This is a genomic window from Filobacillus milosensis (genome assembly GCF_004402015.1).
In the GTDB taxonomy this organism is placed as follows: Bacteria; Bacillota; Bacilli; order Bacillales; family Alkalibacillaceae; genus Filobacillus; species Filobacillus milosensis.
The window spans coordinates 80,054-99,406 of record NZ_SOPW01000004.1; the positions used below are offsets into that span (position 1 = coordinate 80,054).

18 protein-coding genes are annotated in these 19,353 nt (G+C 35.5%); all 18 read right to left on the reverse strand.

The window, feature by feature from the left end:
* Positions 1 to 15: 15 nt before the first annotated feature.
* The 18 genes from E3U55_RS04955 to E3U55_RS05040 all read right to left on the reverse strand — a co-directional run bounded on the left by E3U55_RS04955 (position 16) and on the right by E3U55_RS05040 (position 19,348).
* On the reverse strand, positions 16 to 294 hold the full coding sequence (locus tag E3U55_RS04955) for a DUF503 domain-containing protein (protein ID WP_134339243.1): 279 nt from the start codon (positions 292 to 294) through the stop codon (positions 16 to 18).
* Positions 291 to 2,474, reverse strand: a complete 2,184-nt coding sequence (gene infB / locus E3U55_RS04960) for a translation initiation factor IF-2 (protein WP_134339244.1) — start codon at positions 2,472 to 2,474, stop codon at positions 291 to 293. The genes E3U55_RS04955 and infB overlap by 4 nt, the downstream gene beginning before the upstream one ends.
* Before the next feature lie 16 nt (positions 2,475 to 2,490).
* Complete coding sequence (locus E3U55_RS04965) at positions 2,491 to 2,790, reverse strand: YlxQ family RNA-binding protein (RefSeq protein WP_134339245.1); 300 nt, start codon at positions 2,788 to 2,790, stop codon at positions 2,491 to 2,493.
* Positions 2,791 to 2,793: 3 nt separating this feature from the next.
* Complete coding sequence (gene rnpM / locus E3U55_RS04970) at positions 2,794 to 3,054, reverse strand: RNase P modulator RnpM (protein ID WP_407644096.1); 261 nt, start codon at positions 3,052 to 3,054, stop codon at positions 2,794 to 2,796.
* Positions 3,055 to 3,069: 15 nt separating this feature from the next.
* Entirely contained in the window at positions 3,070 to 4,146 is a 1,077-nt protein-coding gene (gene nusA, locus E3U55_RS04975) for a transcription termination factor NusA (RefSeq protein ID WP_134339247.1), read from the reverse strand.
* An 18-nt stretch (positions 4,147 to 4,164) separates the two neighbouring features.
* Positions 4,165 to 4,635 (reverse strand): ribosome maturation factor RimP, encoded by a 471-nt coding sequence (gene rimP / locus E3U55_RS04980; RefSeq protein ID WP_134339248.1) that lies wholly within the window; start codon positions 4,633 to 4,635, stop codon positions 4,165 to 4,167.
* Between the two features lie 200 nt (positions 4,636 to 4,835).
* Positions 4,836 to 9,125 (reverse strand): PolC-type DNA polymerase III, encoded by a 4,290-nt coding sequence (locus E3U55_RS04985; RefSeq protein WP_134339249.1) that lies wholly within the window; start codon positions 9,123 to 9,125, stop codon positions 4,836 to 4,838.
* A gap of 327 nt (positions 9,126 to 9,452) precedes the next feature.
* The gene (locus E3U55_RS04990; RefSeq protein ID WP_134339250.1) at positions 9,453 to 11,150 is read right to left on the reverse strand and encodes a proline--tRNA ligase; all 1,698 of its coding nucleotides are present in this window, start codon (positions 11,148 to 11,150) and stop codon (positions 9,453 to 9,455) included.
* Between the two features lie 33 nt (positions 11,151 to 11,183).
* Positions 11,184 to 12,413, reverse strand: a complete 1,230-nt coding sequence (gene rseP / locus E3U55_RS04995) for an RIP metalloprotease RseP (RefSeq protein WP_134339435.1) — start codon at positions 12,411 to 12,413, stop codon at positions 11,184 to 11,186.
* 42 nt (positions 12,414 to 12,455) lie between these two features.
* A complete protein-coding gene (gene dxr, locus E3U55_RS05000; RefSeq protein ID WP_134339251.1) occupies positions 12,456 to 13,610 on the reverse strand; it encodes a 1-deoxy-D-xylulose-5-phosphate reductoisomerase in 1,155 nt (384 codons plus the stop codon).
* Between the two features lie 19 nt (positions 13,611 to 13,629).
* A complete protein-coding gene (locus tag E3U55_RS05005; RefSeq protein WP_134339252.1) occupies positions 13,630 to 14,418 on the reverse strand; it encodes a phosphatidate cytidylyltransferase in 789 nt (262 codons plus the stop codon).
* 13 nt (positions 14,419 to 14,431) lie between these two features.
* The gene (locus E3U55_RS05010; RefSeq protein ID WP_134339253.1) at positions 14,432 to 15,178 is read right to left on the reverse strand and encodes an isoprenyl transferase; all 747 of its coding nucleotides are present in this window, start codon (positions 15,176 to 15,178) and stop codon (positions 14,432 to 14,434) included.
* 97 nt (positions 15,179 to 15,275) lie between these two features.
* The gene (gene frr / locus E3U55_RS05015) at positions 15,276 to 15,833 is read right to left on the reverse strand and encodes a ribosome recycling factor (protein ID WP_134339254.1); all 558 of its coding nucleotides are present in this window, start codon (positions 15,831 to 15,833) and stop codon (positions 15,276 to 15,278) included.
* Positions 15,826 to 16,560: a UMP kinase gene (gene pyrH, locus E3U55_RS05020; protein ID WP_134339255.1), complete on the reverse strand. Its 735-nt coding sequence runs from the start codon at positions 16,558 to 16,560 to the stop codon at positions 15,826 to 15,828. Before pyrH ends, frr begins: the two co-directional genes overlap by 8 nt.
* Before the next feature lie 76 nt (positions 16,561 to 16,636).
* The gene (tsf, locus tag E3U55_RS05025; RefSeq protein WP_134339256.1) at positions 16,637 to 17,521 is read right to left on the reverse strand and encodes a translation elongation factor Ts; all 885 of its coding nucleotides are present in this window, start codon (positions 17,519 to 17,521) and stop codon (positions 16,637 to 16,639) included.
* 98 nt (positions 17,522 to 17,619) lie between these two features.
* Positions 17,620 to 18,378: a 30S ribosomal protein S2 gene (gene rpsB, locus E3U55_RS05030; protein ID WP_134339257.1), complete on the reverse strand. Its 759-nt coding sequence runs from the start codon at positions 18,376 to 18,378 to the stop codon at positions 17,620 to 17,622.
* Positions 18,379 to 18,528: 150 nt separating this feature from the next.
* A complete protein-coding gene (locus E3U55_RS05035; RefSeq protein WP_134339258.1) occupies positions 18,529 to 19,029 on the reverse strand; it encodes a DUF6115 domain-containing protein in 501 nt (166 codons plus the stop codon).
* A 16-nt stretch (positions 19,030 to 19,045) separates the two neighbouring features.
* The gene (locus E3U55_RS05040; RefSeq protein WP_134339259.1) at positions 19,046 to 19,348 is read right to left on the reverse strand and encodes a hypothetical protein; all 303 of its coding nucleotides are present in this window, start codon (positions 19,346 to 19,348) and stop codon (positions 19,046 to 19,048) included.
* Between the last annotated feature and the right edge of the window lie 5 nt (positions 19,349 to 19,353).

The window sequence follows — 19,353 nt, forward strand, 5'->3', positions numbered from 1 at the left end:
TCAAAAACCAGAGGATTAGAGCCACTCGTAATCAACAACAGTGACTTCTAAATCCGTTCGCTGATCGATTGTGCGAACGACCTCTTGTAGTGTTTTTTCTGCCATGACTTTATCTACTGAAACAACAGCTATACCAAAAGCACAACGTTGCCATAAATCATGATAATCAATTTCGGAAATACTTATATTAAACTTGTTCCTAGATTGATGAATGACTTGTTTAATGATCGAACGTTTCTGTTTTAATGAATGAACATCATATAACATACACTCCACATGTACATAACCTATCATTTACGCTCAATTTCTTCCATGACATAAGCTTCAATGATGTCTCCCTCTTTAAGGTCGTTATAGTTTACCACAGTTATACCACATTCATAACCTTGTTGAACTTCTTTTACATCATCTTTATAACGTTTTAATGAGTCAATTTCGCCTTCAAACTGTACAACACCATCACGTATTATTCTTATACCTGAATTACGTGTGATTTTACCGTCAGTTACGTAAGACCCTGCAATTGTACCAACTTTAGAAACTTTAAATGTTTCACGTACTTCAACCTGACCGATTACTTTTTCTTCAAATTCAGGATCTAACATACCTTTCATTGCTGCTTCAATTTCTTCAATAACTTTGTAAATCACGCGGTGTAAACGAATATCGATTTTTTCTTGCTCAGCTGTACGTTTAGCATTAGCATCTGGTCTAACGTTAAAACCAACTACTACAGCGTTGGAAGCTGCTGCTAAAATAATATCTGATTCAGTTATAGCACCTACACCAGTATGAATGATCTTAATGTTTACGCCATCTACTTCAATTTTTTGAAGTGATGATGCCAGTGCTTCAACAGAACCTTGAACGTCTGCTTTTACAATGACATTAATTTCTTTAACGTCACCTTCTTGGATTTGCTTAAATAAGTCATCCAAGCTAACTTTACTTGTTTCTTCACGTTGACTTTCAATCTCTTTTTGTTTTCTTAAATCAGCAACGCGTTTTGCTTCTTTTTCATCTCCAAATACTACAAAACGATCACCTGCTTGTGGTACGTCTTGTAAACCGATGACTTCAACAGGTGTAGAAGGCCCAGCTTCTTTAACACGCTTGCCTAAATCGTTAGTCATTGCACGGACTTTACCATAAGTGTGGCCCACAACTAATGGGTCTCCAACTTTTAACGTACCGTTTTGAACCAAGAAAGTTGCAACTGGCCCGCGACCTTTATCAAGCTCAGCTTCAATAACCGTTCCATCAGCTAAGCGGTCTGCATTAGCTTTTAATTCTTCAACTTCAGAAACTAAGTTGATCATTTCGACAAGGTCATCAATGCCTTCCCTTTTAATTGCCGATAAAGGAACAAAAATCGTTTCTCCACCCCAGTCTTCTGCTACAAGCTCATACTCCATGAGTTCTTGCATAACACGGTTAGGATCTGCTCCTTCTTTATCCATTTTATTAACTGCTACAATTATTGGTACTTCTGCTGCTTTAGCATGGTTAATCGCTTCAACTGTTTGAGGCATCACACCGTCATCAGCAGCTACAACTAATATAGCGATATCAGTAACCTGTGCTCCACGTGAACGCATACTTGTGAATGCTGCGTGACCTGGAGTATCTAAGAAGGTTATTTTCTTGCCGTCTTCTTCTATTTGATAAGCACCTATATGCTGTGTGATTCCACCCGCTTCACCTTCAGTAACTTTAGTATGACGAATAGAATCTAATAATGTTGTTTTACCATGGTCAACGTGACCCATTATAGTTACAACTGCTGGTCTTACTTCTAATTCACTTGGATCATCTTCTTTAATGTAATTATCTAAAGCTGTTTCCTCAACAACAATTTCTTCTTCAACTTCTACTCCGTAATCGTCACAAATTAATTCAATAGATTCCGCTTCGAGTGTTTGATTAATTGTAGCCATAACTCCTAACATCATTAACTTTTTAATGATTTCAGAGCTATCTTTATTTAATTTCTCAGCTAGTTCACCAACTGTTAAAGAACCTGAATAAGTAATTTTTTCTGGAGTTTGTTTTGGTTGTTGTGATTGTTGAGCTTGAGGTTGTTGTTGATTTTGCTTTCTATTTTGCTTACCTTTGTTTTGTTTCTTATTTGGTTTATTATTATGTTTTTTCGAATGACTCTGATTATGGTTCTGGTTTTGGTTAGAATTTTGGTTCTTTTTATGGTTTGGTTTGTTATTTGATTTATTGTTATTTGGATTAGAATTTTGTTTATTATTTTGTTGAGACTGATTGTTATTCTTTTTTGTTTCCGTTTTAGGTTCACTCTTCTCTTGTTTATTATTAAGTTTATTATCAAGCTGTCGTTTAGCATTTTCATTTATTGTAGACATATGATTTGACACTTCAATATCTAAATCTTTTAAATGATTGATGACTTCTTTACTTGATAAGTTGTTTTCTTTTGCGTATTCATATACTCGCATTTTTTTCATACATTCACCCCCGTGATTAATCGCTAATTAATTGCAAAAATTTCTTAGTAAATCCTTCATCTAATACAGCTGCTGCAACTCGGTCTTCTTTACCAATTGCATGTGAAATTTCTGCTCTTGTTCCAACAATTCGATACGGAACGTTGTAACTATTGCATTTATCACTAAATTTCTTTCTAGTATTTGATGAAGCATCATTTGCAATTAAAACTAACGTGGCCTTCCCTGAACGAATATCATTTAGTATGGCATCTTCACCTAAAGATACTTTATTAGCTCTAAATGCCAACCCTAATAAATTCAAATAACTACTCATTTATTATTCGCCTACTTTTTCCATTAGATCATCGTATAAACTAGAGTCTATTGAAGTGTTTAAGTGCCTTTGTAGTATATTAGACTTCTTAGCTTTTTCGACGACTTCTTTGCTTCTACTTAAGTATGCGCCTCTCCCATTCATTTTTCCTGAATCATCGATAAACGTTTCACCGTCTTTATTACGTACAATTCGAATGAGATCTTTTTTCGGGAACATTTCCTGCGTGACGACGCATTTTCTAAGTGGTTCCTTTTTAGCCACAGTCACTCCCCCTTATTATTCAAGATCGAAAGTGTCTTCTTCTGTGTCTAAGATACCTGATTCTCTTGCTTCAGATTCACTTTTAATATCTATCTTCCATCCTGTCAATTTAGCAGCTAATCTTGCATTTTGACCTCGCTTACCAATAGCTAAGGATAATTGATGGTCTGGAACGATAACAGTTGTCGCATTATCCTCTTCATCAACTAAGACATCTATAACCTGAGAAGGACTTAATGCATTAGAGATGTATACTACAGGATCTTCTGACCATTGAACAATATCAATTTTCTCTCCACGCAATTCATCAACAATTGTTTGAACACGCTGACCGCGTTGTCCTACACATGCCCCAACCGGATCAATTTCAGGGTCTTCAGCAAAAACGCTTATCTTCGAACGATCTCCAGCTTCACGAGCAACTGATCTAATTTCAACAATTCCTTCATAAATTTCAGGAACTTCCATTTCAAATAAACGTTTTAATAACCCTGGATGAGTTCGAGAAACATATACCTGAGGACCTTTACTCGTATTTTCAACCCTTGTTACATATACCTTAATACGGTCATGAATATCATAGGATTCATTAGGCATAATTTCATTAAAAGGTAACTTACCTTCAAGCTTACCTAAATGTACATACATGAAACGTTGATCTTTTCGTTGTATCTTACCAGTCATGATATCTTCAACGCGATCGGCGAAGTCATTATATATGACGCCTCTTTCTGCTTCTCTTACACGTTGAGTAACAACTTGCTTGGCTGCTTGAGCTGCGATACGTCCAAAGTTTCGAGGTGTGACTTCCTTTTCTACTACATCTTCAACCTCGTAGGATGGATCAATTTCTTTAGCTTCCTCTAGTGAAATCTCAAGTTGATCATCCATGACTTCATCAACAACTTCTAACCTTGCAAAAACCTTCATACCTTCATCTTGGTTTAATTCAACGCGTACGTTTGTTCTCGAATTAAAATTCTTCTTGTAAGCCGACACTAATGCAGCGTCTAATGCTTCATACAGAATCTCTCTGTCAATCCCTTTTTCATCAGCTAAATATTCAATAGCATCATATAATTCCGAACTCAACAGACTTACCTCCTCATATTAAAAAGTTACCGCTATATTGGCTTTAGCGATTTTTTCAAATGGTATTAAAACTTCTTTTGTTCTTGTTTTTACTTTGATGTTTAAGATGATTTGATCGTTTTCAAATTGAATTAAATCACCATAGAATTCTTTTTCACCATCAATTGGCTCATAAGTTTTCACATAAATATGTGAACCAATAAAACGTTCAAAGTCAGAACGTTTTTTCAAGCGGCGTTCAACTCCAGGAGATGATACTTCTAAAAAATATGCTTGCTCGATAGGATCAATTTCATCTAATTTCTCACTTAGACGTTCACTGACTTTGCCACATTCTTCAATATCAATGCCGCCTTCTTTATCAACGTATACACGTAAGAAGTGATTATTACCTTCTTTAACAAATTCAACTTCTACTAGTTCAAGGTTCATTTCGTCTGCGATTGGTTGTACCAACTCTTCAGTTAAAGATACAATCTTCTTACTCAACTCAATGCCTCCTTTACACACATAAATCTAAGAAAAGCTAAAATATTATAGTTTTTTTCCTTTATTCAATAAATTTCCCTGCTGAAACCAGCAGGGAAAGATAAAACGAAAGAGTGGGAATTCCCACTCTTTGTGCTTTTCCGTATCTTTTGCTTAACCAATTGAAAATATACCATAATAACCAATTAAATGCAAATGATTTAGAACAAGGAAAGCTGGTTTTGATCTGGTAATCCTTCAAGGCATCCGTGTTGATCCAGATACTCAAGAACTGTCTTTGAAATACGACTTCGTTCTCTTAGATCTTCTTTAGATAGAAACTCTCCATCTTCTCTCACCTTAACAATATTTATAGCTGCATTAGTTCCTAACCCATCAACAGCATTAAATGGTGGAATAAGAGTATTTCCCTCAACAATAAACTCGCTTGCTTTCGAACGATATAGATCAACTTTTTGGAATGAGTAACCACGTTCACACATTTCAAGTGCAAGTTCAAGAACTGTTAATAAACTTTTCTCTTTAGGTGCGGCATCATTTCCTTTTTCTAAAATCTCTTCAATTCTCGCCCTGATAGCTTCTGATCCACGAACCATTGTGTCGAGTTCAAAATCGCTTGCTCGAACTGTGAAATATGCTGCGTAGAATTCAATTGGATAATGTACTTTGAAATAAGCGATTCTAACTGCCATTAATACATAAGCAGCTGCGTGCGCTTTCGGGAACATGTATTTAATCTTTAAACACGACTGTATATACCAATCAGGTACACCATGTTTTTTCATTTCTTCAATCCACTCATCAGACAGGCCTTTACCTTTACGAACGTGTTCCATAATCGTAAAGGCTAAAGAAGCCTCAAGGCCTTGGTGCATTAAATAAACCATGATGTCATCACGACATCCTATTACTTCACCGATTTCACAAATACCATCATTAATTAATTCTTGTGCATTGCCCAGCCATACATCAGTTCCATGTGACAGGCCTGATATAATGACCAACTCAGCAAATGTTGATGGTTTGGTATCTTCAAGCATTTGTCTGACAAAACGTGTTCCAAATTCAGGTACACCTAATGTTCCGGTCTTACATAAAATTTGATCAGGTGTGACCCCAAGCGGTTCAGGTCCTTCGAAAATTTTCATCACTTCAGAATCATTTGTTGGAACATCTTTTGGATCAATACCTGTTAAGTCTTGAAGCATTCGAATGACGGTAGGATCATCGTGTCCAAGTATATCCAGCTTTAAGAGATTATCGTGTATGGAATGGAAGTCAAAATGAGTCGTTTTCCATTCGGAATTACGATCATCAGCAGGAAACTGTATTGGTGTAAAATCATAAATTTCCTGATCATCTGGAACTACGATGATTCCCCCAGGATGCTGCCCGGTTGTACGTTTAACACCTGTACACCCTTTAACTAATCGTGAAATTTCAGCTTGTCTATACATCAACTGGTTATCTTGCGCATAACCCTTCACATAACCGAACGCTGTCTTCTCTGCCACAGTACCGATTGTACCCGCACGATAAACATTATCTTCACCAAATAATACTTTTGTATAATGGTGTGCTTTAGGCTGATATTCACCTGAGAAGTTTAAGTCAATATCAGGTACCTTATCCCCTTTGAATCCTAGGAATGTCTCAAAAGGAATATCTTGCCCGTCACGAACAAGGTTCTCTCCACATTCTGGACAAGCTTTCTCAGGTAAATCATAGCCAGAACCAACTGAACCGTCATCATAGAAATGATAATAACTACAAGCATCACAAACGTAATGCGGTGGCAATGGATTTACTTCTGTGATATCAAGCATTGTAGCGACGAAAGATGACCCTACTGAGCCACGAGAACCTACTAAGTATCCATCTTCTAGTGATTTTTTAACGAGTTTTTCAGAGATTAAATAAATAACTGAAAATCCGTTACTAATAATACTTTTTAATTCTTTTTCAAGTCGATTAACTACAATATCAGGTAGGTTATCACCATAGATTGATTTTGCTCGATTAAAGCATGTTTCACGAATTTCTTCATCTGCACCTTCAATGTTAGGTGTATAAAGGTCATCTTTTACTGGCTTAACTTCCCCAACTTGATCTGCTACCCAGTTGCTATTACTAATGACCAGCTCTTTTGCTTTTTCTTCACCTAAGAAAGAGAAGTCATCCAACATCTCAATTGTGGTTTTGAAATAAACATCTGGTATAGTTTGTCTATTTAATGGGTTACCACTTTGTGACCCAATTAATATTTTTCGATAGACTTTTTCATGTGGGTCAAGGTAATGAGTATTTCCAGTTGCTACAACTTTCTTATTTTGTTTTTCACCAATCTTTACTAATTTTTTAATTAGCTGCTTAATGTGTTCAACCGACTGCACTTGCTCTTTTTCAATTAAATGATAATAGTTCATCGGAGGTTGAACTTCTATATAATCATAAAATTCAGCTACTTTTTCTGCTTCATCTTCAGATTTTAAAGCAATTGTATCGAAGAGTTCACCTTGATTACAGCCTGAGCCTATGATTAAGCCTTCTCTATGCTCAACTAATTTAGAGCGAGGAATTCTAGGGACACGATAAAAATAATTGACATGTGCCATAGAAACGAGTTTAAATAAATTCTTCAAACCTTCTTGCGATTTTGCGATAATCGTAGCATGATTTGGCCTAGATCGTTTATATGAATCTCCTTCTCCAACATGGCGATTTAATTCGTGATGACTGTACATTTCTTTTTCCATCGCAGATTTAATTAAGTTCCACAGTAAATAACCTGTAGCTTCTGCATCATAAATTGCTCGGTGGTGTTGGGTAAGGTCTATATTTAAATGCTTACAAAGTGTATTCAGTCTGTGATTCTTTAGCTCCGGATATAATAGCCTCGCTAATTCTAACGTATCAATGACTGGGTTAGTAACTTTTTCGATATCCATCCGTTGAAAAGCAGCATTAATAAACCCAATATCAAAGCTGGCATTGTGAGCTACCAGTATATCTTCGCCCATCCATTCATAGAAATCCTGCATGACTTCTTCAATTTCAGGTGCACCTACCACCATGTCATCTGTAATTCCCGTTAAATCAATCGTTGTTTGACTTAATTTTTGATGTGGATTAGCAAATCTTTCAAATCGATCTACAATTTCACCTTGATAAACTTTTACAGCTGCTAATTCTATAATTTTGTCATAAGAAGCTGAAAGTCCTGTTGTTTCCACGTCAAATACTATATAATTTGCTTCGTTCAAATCTAATTCAACTGGATTATAAGCAATTGGAATCCCATCATCTACCAAGTTTGCTTCTAAACCATAAAGCACTTTCACTCCGTGTTTCTCACCGGCACTGTGTGCTTCTGGAAATGCTTGCACCACAGCGTGATCAGTTATCGCAATTGCCGAATGCCCCCATCTAGCTGCTCTTTCTATTAAATTTGAAGCAGATACAGTGGCGTCCATAGAACTCATCGTGGTATGTGCATGTAATTCTACTCTTTTATCCTTAGAATCATCTTTTCTTTCTTTGGGAGCTACTTCATGTAAATCGTTACCCATCATCATTAACTCATTGGTAAAAGTATCGGTTTGGATACTTCCTCGTCCTTTAACCCAAATACCTTCTTTTACTTTTTTGAATAACTCTTTTTGTTCATCACCTTTTGAGAACATTTTTATTTGAATTGAATCTGTATAGTCAGTAATACTAACGATTAATAAATCACGGCCAGAACGTAAATTACGAATATCAACATCAAAAACATAACCTTGAATCGTCATCCGTTTTTCTTCTTCTAAAATATTACGTAATTGTTCTGGTTCATCTTGTATATCATTTCCGATTTTTAGTGGAACATTATCATACGAATATTCTTTGTCAGTTTTGGCACGTTCTTCTTTTTCTTTAATCGCACGTTCAATATAATTCTGTTCTTCAACTTGTTTTTGCTTTTGAAATTGTTCTATTTCTTCATCATTACGGGAGATTTCAAATTGAAGTTGATAACTTTTTAGACCTCTTTTTTCACAAAAATCACTAAACAGAGGACTAATTTTCTTTTTCATGGAACTAGCTTCTGTACCATTACGCGCATAAACTGTAAGTAGACCGCCGTTAATTTGAGGAATTTGTTTACATATAAAATCTTTATACGCAGGAAATAAGTCGTTAACTGAATGAATAAAAAATTTCCAATAGGCACCTATAGCTTCTTCACTTAATTCTTGTTCATCTGTCGAAATAATAACCTCGACATTTGCTATATGTCTAAAAGCTTCATTCATTCTAGCTATAAAAACTTCCAAAGCTTCACAAGAAAACGGTTTTGTCTTATGTATAAAGAATTGCCATCTTTTTTCATTTTTTAAAACCATTAACTTATCTAAAATAGCATCATGAAATTCCTGGTCAACCAAATCCTGTGGGAGGCCAATTTGTTTTAATAACAAATTAAGTTTTTCATGCTTAGTTAAGTCCATAATTGCTTCCCCCGTCTAAAATAAAAATGATTAATAAACCCTTGTCAATTATAACTTAATCGACAAGGGTTTGTCTTGATGAACTTAAATTTAGGCTCTATTAAATCCTTGTAGTTTTGTTGAAGCTACAGGCGGACGCTTTCCGCGGGCACGGCTCGAGCCAGGCTACTACATTGAGGTGGCATTTTTGCTGCCTCGCCGAGTAATCGCAGGCGCATCCCTGCGTGGTCTCAAGCTCGTGCTGTTCCCGCAGGAGTCGCCGCCTTTCGCAAACCTTTCAACACATCTATTCTTAATTAACGCATCATATTTAGCAGCGTCAAAATCTTAATAAAGCTCTTTTAACTTAGATACAATTTCATCAATATGAATATCTTCTTGATCGCCGGTTTCTCTATGTTTAAATTCAATATAACCTTCGTTAGCTCGTTTACCGACTACAATTCTATATGGCACACCAATTAAATCACTATCGTTAAATTTAACTCCAGCTCTTTCGTTCCGATCATCATACAACACATCAATGCCTGCATCTAACAATTTATTATACAATTGATCGGCTAACTCAACCTGATCGTCTTTTTTAACATTTAAGTTGATTAGATGTGCTTCAAATGGTGCAAGCTTTTTCGGCCAAACAATACCTGACTCATCGTGGTATTGTTCAACAATAGCAGCTAACGTCCTTGAAACGCCAATACCATAGCACCCCATAATATATTTTTCTGCTCGCCCTTCTTTATTTAAGAAGCTAGCATTCAAGGCATCAGCATACTTTGTACCCAACTTGAATACATGTCCTACTTCAATACCTTGAGCAAACTTAATGGTTCCATTTCCATCTGGAGATGGATCACCTTCTAAAATAAATCTAACGTCAGCATATTGCTTAACTTGAAAATCTCTATTAGGGTTTACATTTTTAAAGTGATGACCATCTTCATTTGCACCACATGTAGCATTAACAAGATATTCTACAGCTTGATCTGCAATAACATCAACAGAATCAGGAACATTAATTGGACCTAATGAACCAAAGCCGGCACCCACAACTTGTTTAGTTTCTTCTTCTGTTGCCAGTTCAACAATGTCTGCGTCATATAAGTTTTTAAGTTTAACATCATTCACTTCATGATCTCCACGTGTTACCACCATGACAAACTCTTCATCCACTTTAAACATGATAGCTTTCATACCTTCTTGAAGAGAATGGCCTAAATAATCCGCAACTTCCTGCATCGTTTTTACGTTTGGTGTCTCAACTTTTTCTAAAGGTAATTCTGCAGTATCGCTTTTAGAATAATTGGCTACTACAGGAGCCATTTCTACATTTGCTGCGTACTCGGACTCATCTGAATAAGCAATGGTATCTTCACCAACTTCAGATAACACCATAAATTCATGAGTATCCTTACCACCCATAGCTCCAGAATCCGCAATTACTGCGCGAAAATTTAATCCACAACGTTCAAAAATTCTTTTATAAGCATTAAAAAGCACTTCATATGTTTCATCTAGTGAGTCAAAATCTTCATGAAAAGAATAAGCATCTTTCATTAAAAACTCACGACCACGTAGCAAACCAAATCGCGGTCGCTTCTCATCCCTATATTTAGCTTGAATTTGATAGAGAGTAAATGGAAGTTTTTTATACGAGTTAACTTCATCACGAACTAAAGCAGTAACAACTTCTTCATGAGTAGCACCCAAAGCGAAATCACGTTCATGACGGTCTTTTAACCTCATAAGTTCATTACCCATTGTTTCCCAGCGTCCAGTTGCCTGCCAAAGTTCAGCTGGTTGAAGAGCAGGCATTTGAATTTCTTGTGCTCCAGCACGATCCATCTCTTCACGGACAATATTTTCAACTTTTCTAAGTACTCGTTTTCCTAAAGGTAAAAAGTTGTAGACACCTGATGCTAATTGTCGAATAAATCCGGCTTTTAGTAATAACTGATGACTCTTTAAGTCAGCTTCTGCAGGGACTTCTCGTAAAGTTGGAATAAGTAAATTACTCTGTCTCATAGATTATCCACCTCTTTATCCGTTTATTTAACCTTACATAAATAATCGCTCAATATCATTCCAAGTTACAACAATCATTAATAGCATTAATAATGCAAAACCAATAAAATGTACAAAACCTTCTTTTTCGGGGTCTATTGGTTTACCTCTTAAAGCTTCAACGCCAATGAACAATAGGCGTCCACCATCTAATGCGGGTAAAGGTAATAAATTAATAATCCCTAAGTTAATACTTAACATAGCGGTCCATGTTAAGAAATTTAAGAAACCAGTTTGAACGACTTTATCTGTCGCATCATATATTCCAACAGGTCCCGCTAAAGCATCTAGGGATAGCTGTCCAGTCACTAATTGTCCTACTGCCTTTAATATGAGAAGGCCTACATCGTAAGTTTGAGTAAAACCAAATTTTAATGCAGCTACCGGTGAATCAATAAAGTTTCTGGCGACTCCAATTTGTCCGATTGTTTTATCGTTAGCTTCAACCGATTTAGTCGTTAAAGATTTTTCAAGAATCTCACCATCGCGTTCAATCGTTAGTTGAACTTCCTCGTTTGGCCTTTCTTGAATATAATAAACAAAATCGATCCAACCTTCCATGTTATTACCATTAACATCGATAATTTCATCGCCCTGAACTAGACCTGCTTCTGCAGCTGGAGAATCTTCTTGAACCTCACCTACTACAGCATTATCATCTGGCACACCTTGTATTAATCCTAATCCAATAAAAATAGCAATAGCTAGTAAAAAGTTCATCATTGGCCCTGCAAAAACTTGCATCCCTTTTTTACCAACCGACTTAGATGAAAATTGTCGATCATAAGGCGCAATCAACGTTTCTTTTTCATCCATTACAAATAATGCTTTGCGATCAACTTGATATTGATAACGTTCTTCTGAATTAATATCATAACAATCAATTAAAAGGTCATGATCTAAATCAATGTGCTCGACTTCAACTAGTTTAGCATTTGGATGCTTAGATTTATTGTTTACAATAATCTTTTTGACTTTCATATCATCATTAAACTCTAACCCTATGTGATACCCGGGCTTAAGGTCAATGATTTCCGGATCTTCCCCTGCTACACGTACATAACCACCAATCGGTAATAAACGTATCGTATATAAGGTTTCATCACGTCTATATGAAAATATTTTAGGTCCGAAACCTATTGCAAATTCTCTTGCTAACATACCTGCCCGTTTTGCAAAAATTAAATGACCTAATTCATGAATGAATACCAATAATCCAAACATGAAAATAAAAGCTATAATAGTATCAAAATTCAACTAAAGCACCTACCTTTTCAGTCCTGTACGCTTTACACTGTCTCGAATTTCCGCATCTATTGATAGAATGGTCTCTAGATCTGGGTTCTTGATTACCGAATGCTTTTCTAACTCATTTTCTATTAATTTCTCTATGTCTAAAAACTTAATGTGATCTTGTAAAAACAAAGAAACAGCTTCTTCGTTTGCTGCATTTAACACAGTTGGGAGAGAACCACCAGCTTTTCCAGCTTCATAGGCCATCCTTAAACACGGAAAACGTTCGAAACTCATTTCTCTGAAATTCAATTGTCCAATTTGGACTAAGTCTAAGGCATCGCTTAAATGATAATTGAATCGATCTGGATAAGTCAGGGCATATTGGATTGGAATACGCATATCCGGGGTTCCTAATTGTGCCATAACGCTTCGATCGACAAATTCTACCATAGAATGAATGACGCTTTCATTGTGCATGATGACTTGTATGCCATCATAAGGAACTCCAAATAACCAATATGCTTCTATGACTTCTAACCCTTTGTTCATCATCGTTGCAGAGTCAATAGTGATCTTAGAGCCCATACTCCAATTTGGATGTTTTAATGCGTCATATTTAGTCACACCTACTAGTTCTTCTCTTGTTCGATCGCGAAAACTACCACCAGAAGCAGTCAGAATAATACGATTAACTTCTTTTAGATTTTCTCCTTTTAAGCACTGATGGATTGCAGCATGTTCACTATCAACTGGTAATAAATTAACTTGATTTGCTTTAGCTTCTTTCATCACAAGATGACCAGCTGTGACTAGTGTCTCTTTGTTAGCGAAAGCAATTTGCTTATTAGCTCGAATCGCTTCAAGAGTTGGTTCAAGTCCAACACTACCAAGAACTGCATTGACAACTATATCTACTTTAGATAGTGAGACAATTTCGTTTAATGCTTCAATACCATAATTTATTTTTCCATTATAACTAATTCTATTGCCTAGCTTTTCCTTTATTGCACGATTTTTAACAACAATATATGAAGGTTTTAATTGTTCTATTATAGGAAGTGCTTTATCTACATTCTCTCCAAATGCAAATGCAAGTAAATTAAATTCCTCGGGATGTTCTTTAATAACTTCTACAGTTTGTAATCCAATTGAGCCTGTTCCGCCTAATAACGCTATTTGTTTCATAAAAATCCCTCATTAACTTTTATATAAATTGAATAAAATGTAAAAATGGAACCATAAAAATTAAACTATCGAAACGATCTAAAATACCACCATGACCTGGTAAAATATAACCCGAGTCTTTAATATCATAAATTCTTTTAAATGCAGACTGAATTAGATCTCCAATTTGGGCTAGTATAGAAGCTACAATAGATACAAGAATAACAACCATCATACTCGCATCAAAATCAAAGATATTTTGTAAGATAACAGCTACAATTATTGCACCTATTACTCCACCGATAAAACCCTCAATTGTTTTTTTCGGACTTATAATTGGCCACAATTTATGTTTTCCAAGTGCCCTACCAGCGAAGTAGGCACCTGAATCAGTAAACCAAATAATTAATAATGCAAACAATATATATTCTAAGCCAGCTTGTCTAGTTTCAATTAAATAACCGAACCCGACTCCAACGTAAAAAGCTGACAATAAAACATATGCTACATCATCAAATGAAAACCTGTTTTTAACTAATACAGTAAATGCTAATAATATTAACACTAACGTATACATAATCTCTAGACTGCTTAAAGGTATGTAATCACCGATTGCCAAAATATCATCATTTAACAAAAACAACCATAGAAGTCCTATTCCAGTAAGAGTAGGGAATGATACATAAGGGATTCTTTTCATTTTCATCATTTCAAAAAGACCAATTGTAGCTATTAAATATATAAATGCTGTAAATGGCCAGCTACCATATAATACAAAAGGTAAAAATAATAATAATCCTATAATTGCTGTTATTATCCGCTGTTTCATATTGCTTCACACCTTACAGCCCGCCAAATCGCCTTTTGCGGTTCTGATATTCTATAATTGCTTCATCCAATGCAAGTCCATCAAATTCCGGCCATAATTTTTGAGTAAAATAAAACTCTGAATATGCAACCTGCCAGAGTAAATAATTACTTAATCTCTGCTCACCGCTTGTTCTAATTACCAAGTCTGGATCTTCTAGTTGATAAGTGTATAAATGTTTGGAAACCAAGTTCTCGTCAATTTGATCAACACTTAAATGATCATTTTTAACATCATGACATATTTGCTTAATTGCATCAACAATTTCCGAACGACTACCATAATTAAGAGCGAAGTTTAATACTAAACCTGTATTATTTTTAGTCTCATCTATAGAATATAGCACAGCATCCTTAGTCGCTTCTGGAAGTCTTTCATAGTCCCCAATAGTAGTAACTTTAACATTGTTTTTCTTTAAATCGGGTAAATATGTATCTAAAAATTGAGAAGGTAATTTCATTATAAATTCCACTTCTTTTGGTGGTCTTTTCCAATTTTCTGTGGAGAAAGCATATAATGTTACTGCATTAATGTTTAATTCAACTGCCCGTTCAACAATTTTTTTTATTGTTTTCATACCTTCTCTATGTCCGGCTACCCTTGGTAGTCCCCTCTTTTTAGCCCAACGACCATTTCCATCCATAATAATAGCGATGTGGCCAGGTACATTATCTAAATCTATATCAGTTTTTGGTGTCTCTTTTTTATTTCGAAACAACATTTGTATCCCTCACCAAACAATTAAGAAAAATTTAGCTTTCGCATGATGCGAAAGCTACTATTAGTATATCATGAAATATTGAGAAGTATTTCTATTTTTATACTTCTGTAATTTCTTTCTCTTTAGAATCTAATAAATTGTCGACTTCTTCAATATGCTTATCTGTCTCTTTTTGTACATCGTCTTGATATGAACGTAACTCATCTTCAGTAATTTCGCCATCTTTTTCTAATTTCTTCAATTGATCATTAGAATCCCGGCGAATATTACGCACCTGTACACGTGCATCTTCAGCATATTTCTTAGTTACTTTAACTAATTCTTTACGACGCTCTTCAGTTAAAGCTGGAATATTAATACGAATGACATTACCGTCATTATTAGGTGTCAAACCTAAATCAGCTTTTTGAATACCTTTTTCCATATCTCCAATTGCTGATTTATCAAAAGGTGTAATAACTAATAAACGCGGTTCAGGAGCTGATACCGTTGCTAATTGATTTAGTGGTGTGTTTGCCCCGTAGTAATCAACATATACGCTATCTAAAATTGCTGGGTTTGCACGACCTGCACGTACTGTTGAAAGTTGTTTAGAAAAAGCCTGTACAGCTTTGTTCATTTTTTCACGGCAATCTTGAATTACTGAATCACTCATTGTTTTCCTTCCTCCTAATTGTTGTTCCAATATTTTCACCAGTAACAACGCGTTTGATGTTACCTTGATCTAGTATGGAAAATACAATTAAAGCAATATCATTATCCATACATAGAGATGAAGCTGTTGAATCCATAACACCTAAGCCTTCATTTAATAAATCTAAGTATGATAGCTCATCATATTTAAATGCATCTGAATGAATTTGAGGATCAGCGTTGTATACACCATCCACATTATTTTTAGCCATTAAGATGACGTCTGCTTCCATTTCCGCAGCACGTAATGCAGCTGTAGTGTCTGTAGAAAAGTATGGGTTGCCAGTACCGCCGGCAAAAATAACAACGCGTTTTTTCTCAAGATGACGCATTGCTTTTCTACGAATATAAGGTTCAGCTACCTGTCTCATCTCTATTGATGTTTGAACTCTTGTAGGAATATCAAGGTTTTCAAGGCCATCTTGAAGCGCTAAAGAATTCATGCAAGTAGCAAGCATTCCCATATAATCTGCGTTAGCGCGATCCATACCAACTTCACTACCTATTTTACCACGCCATAGGTTACCTCCGCCAACAACAATCGCAATTTCTATACCTAATTCATGAATTTCTTTTACTTGTTGAGAAATGGATTTAATAAACTTTGGATCAATACCATATCCTTTATCACCACTTAGCGCTTCTCCGCTCAATTTAAGAACTATTCGCTTATATTTCGCCGTCGACATAATTACCTCCGTTATGATTGCAAAATTTATCTTTTGACTTGAAAAATAGGGAACACAATGTGTCCCCTACAAAACCTTATTTATTAACTTGATTCATAACTTCTTCTGCGAAGTTTTCTTCACGCTTTTCCATTCCTTCGCCTACTTCATAACGAACAAATGTCTTAACTGTTGCGCCTTTAGACTCAACAAATTGTTTTACTTTCTGGTCAGGGTCTTTTACAAATTCTTGCTCTAGTAAGCAGATTTCTTCATAGAACTTTCTTAGACGACCTTCAACCATTTTTTCAACAATATTTTCTGGTTTGCCTTCATTTAGAGCTTGCTGTTTTAATACTTCACGCTCTTTGTTTACTTCCTCTTCTGGTACTTCATCACGAGAAACATAACGAGGGTTTACTGCAGCTGTATGCATAGCAACATCTTTTGCAACTTGCTCTTCAGTAGTACCTTCTAATAAAGTTAGTACACCAATACGTCCACCCATGTGTAGGTATTCACCGAATGCTGCATTGTCATCTTTTTCTAAGATTTCGAAACGACGTAGAGAGATTTTCTCGCCGATTTTAGCAATAGCTGACTTAATATATGTTTCTAAGTCTTCACCTTCTCCGTGAAGTTTTTGACCCATTGCTTCTTCAAGAGTTGCTGGCTTGAATTTAAGTAAATGCGTTGCTAAATCATTAAGTAAAGTCTTAAATTGATCGTTTTTAGTAACGAAGTCAGTCTCACAGTTTACTTCGATAATAACAGCTGTATTTCCTTCACTAACAATATGTGCAGAACCTTCTGCTGCTACACGATCAGCTTTCTTAGCTGCCTTAGCCATACCTTTTTCACGTAGGAATTCAACAGCTTTATCTAAATCACCATCAGTTTCAGTAAGTGCCTTTTTACAATCCATCATTCCAGCACCTGTTTTCTCACGTAGTTCTTTTACCATTTGCGCTGTAATAGCCATATAAATCCTCCTCAACTTAGATTTACTTTAATTATTTATGAGAATAAATAGCTTTAAAAAAGGTGATAAAAGGCTCGACCTCTTATCACCTTCACCTTTTACTCTTGAACAGTTTCAGTTTCTACTTGTTCTTCGTTTGTTGCAGATTCTTCTTCAGAAGCATCTTGAGTAGTTTCACCTTGTTTTACTTCTAAAATTGCATCTGCCATTTTTGCAGCAATTAGCTTAACTGCACGAATTGCATCATCGTTGGCTGGAATAACGTAGTCTACTTCATCAGGGTCACAATTAGTATCAACCATTGCAACGATTGGAATGTTCAATTTATGAGCCTCTGCAACTGCAATGCGCTCTTTGCGTGGGTCAACGATAAATAAAGCATCTGGAAGTTTATCCATATCTTTAACCCCGCCTAAGAATTTTTCTAAGCGGTCTTTTTCTTTAAGAATCATCACAACTTCTTTTTTAGGAAGTACATCGAATGTACCGTCTTCTTCCATACGTTCAATGTCTTTTAGACGATTAACACGTTTTTGGATTGTTTTGAAGTTTGTTAATGTACCACCTAACCAACGTTGGTTTACATAGTACATGCCAGAACGAAGCGCTTCTTCTTTAACAGTATCTTGTGCTTGCTTCTTCGTACCTACGAAAAGCATTGTGCCTCCGTCTTCTGCAAGTTCTTTAACGAACTTATAAGCTTCATCTACCTTCTTAACAGTTTTTTGAAGGTCGATGATGTAAATGCCGTTACGCTCTGTGAAAATGAATTTTTTCATTTTCGGGTTCCAACGGCGAGTTTGGTGTCCGAAATGTACACCAGCTTCAAGTAGTTGTTTCATTGAAATAACAGACATAAGTCTAATTCCTCCTATTGGTTTTTTTCCTCCGCTTATTTCATAAATAAACCAAAACTTAATTTTTATAAGCACCATTGATTTATTTCCATAAGCGTGTGTATTAACACCAAAAGTTAATATATCATATCAACTGTTTACAAGCAAGAATTAATTGTACATTTTTTGATTAAATTTTACAATTAGCTCAATTTCTGTATTACCTTTATTTAATCTTTTCGCAATTTCCTCAATTGTATACCCATTTTGGTAAAGATGCATAATTTGTGTTTGTATGGAAGGCTGTTCCGATCGATCATTTACTTCTATAGTTTCTGGTTGAAAAGTTTTGCTTGTTTCTTCGGATGTCTCATAATTAGGAAATGGGATTGGTTCTTCCACCTTTGTTTCAATTGTCGCTTTTGAACGCTCGGTTTTATGCCTAGAAGCTGAAGGTTGATGGTTTATCTTAGAGATTGTATCAATAAATTTTTTATTTTCATCTTTAATTTCTAATAAATAAGAACTAAATAAATCCTCAGTTTCTTGCACTCTTTTATTAAAATGACTTTCTCCTTCATTCACCTTCTGCAACTTTTGATAAAGCCCAAAAATAACAAAGAACGTGACACCATGCAATATTAAGCTTATAAATATTAATAATTGAGTCATATTTTCATTCCTTAAGTTAACCAGAGTAGTCGATAATTTTACCTAAATACGGATGTTGTTCTTTGTATTCTAATGGTGATTGTGATTGATGTTTCGATGAATATATTTGTTCATTTTTAGATTCATCTTCTTCATTGGTAATTTTCTCTTCTTCATTGGTTTCAAGAACTTTTTTACGTTTTAGATCTGCTTCTTTAAGTTGAGATTGGGCAAAATGGTCTTGAGAAAATTGACCACGTTGGTTTAATTGATCCTGCAACTGCCCAGCATCCTGTGTACGAGGTAAAGCAACCTGTAACTCGACACCTTTCCAACTCATACTTC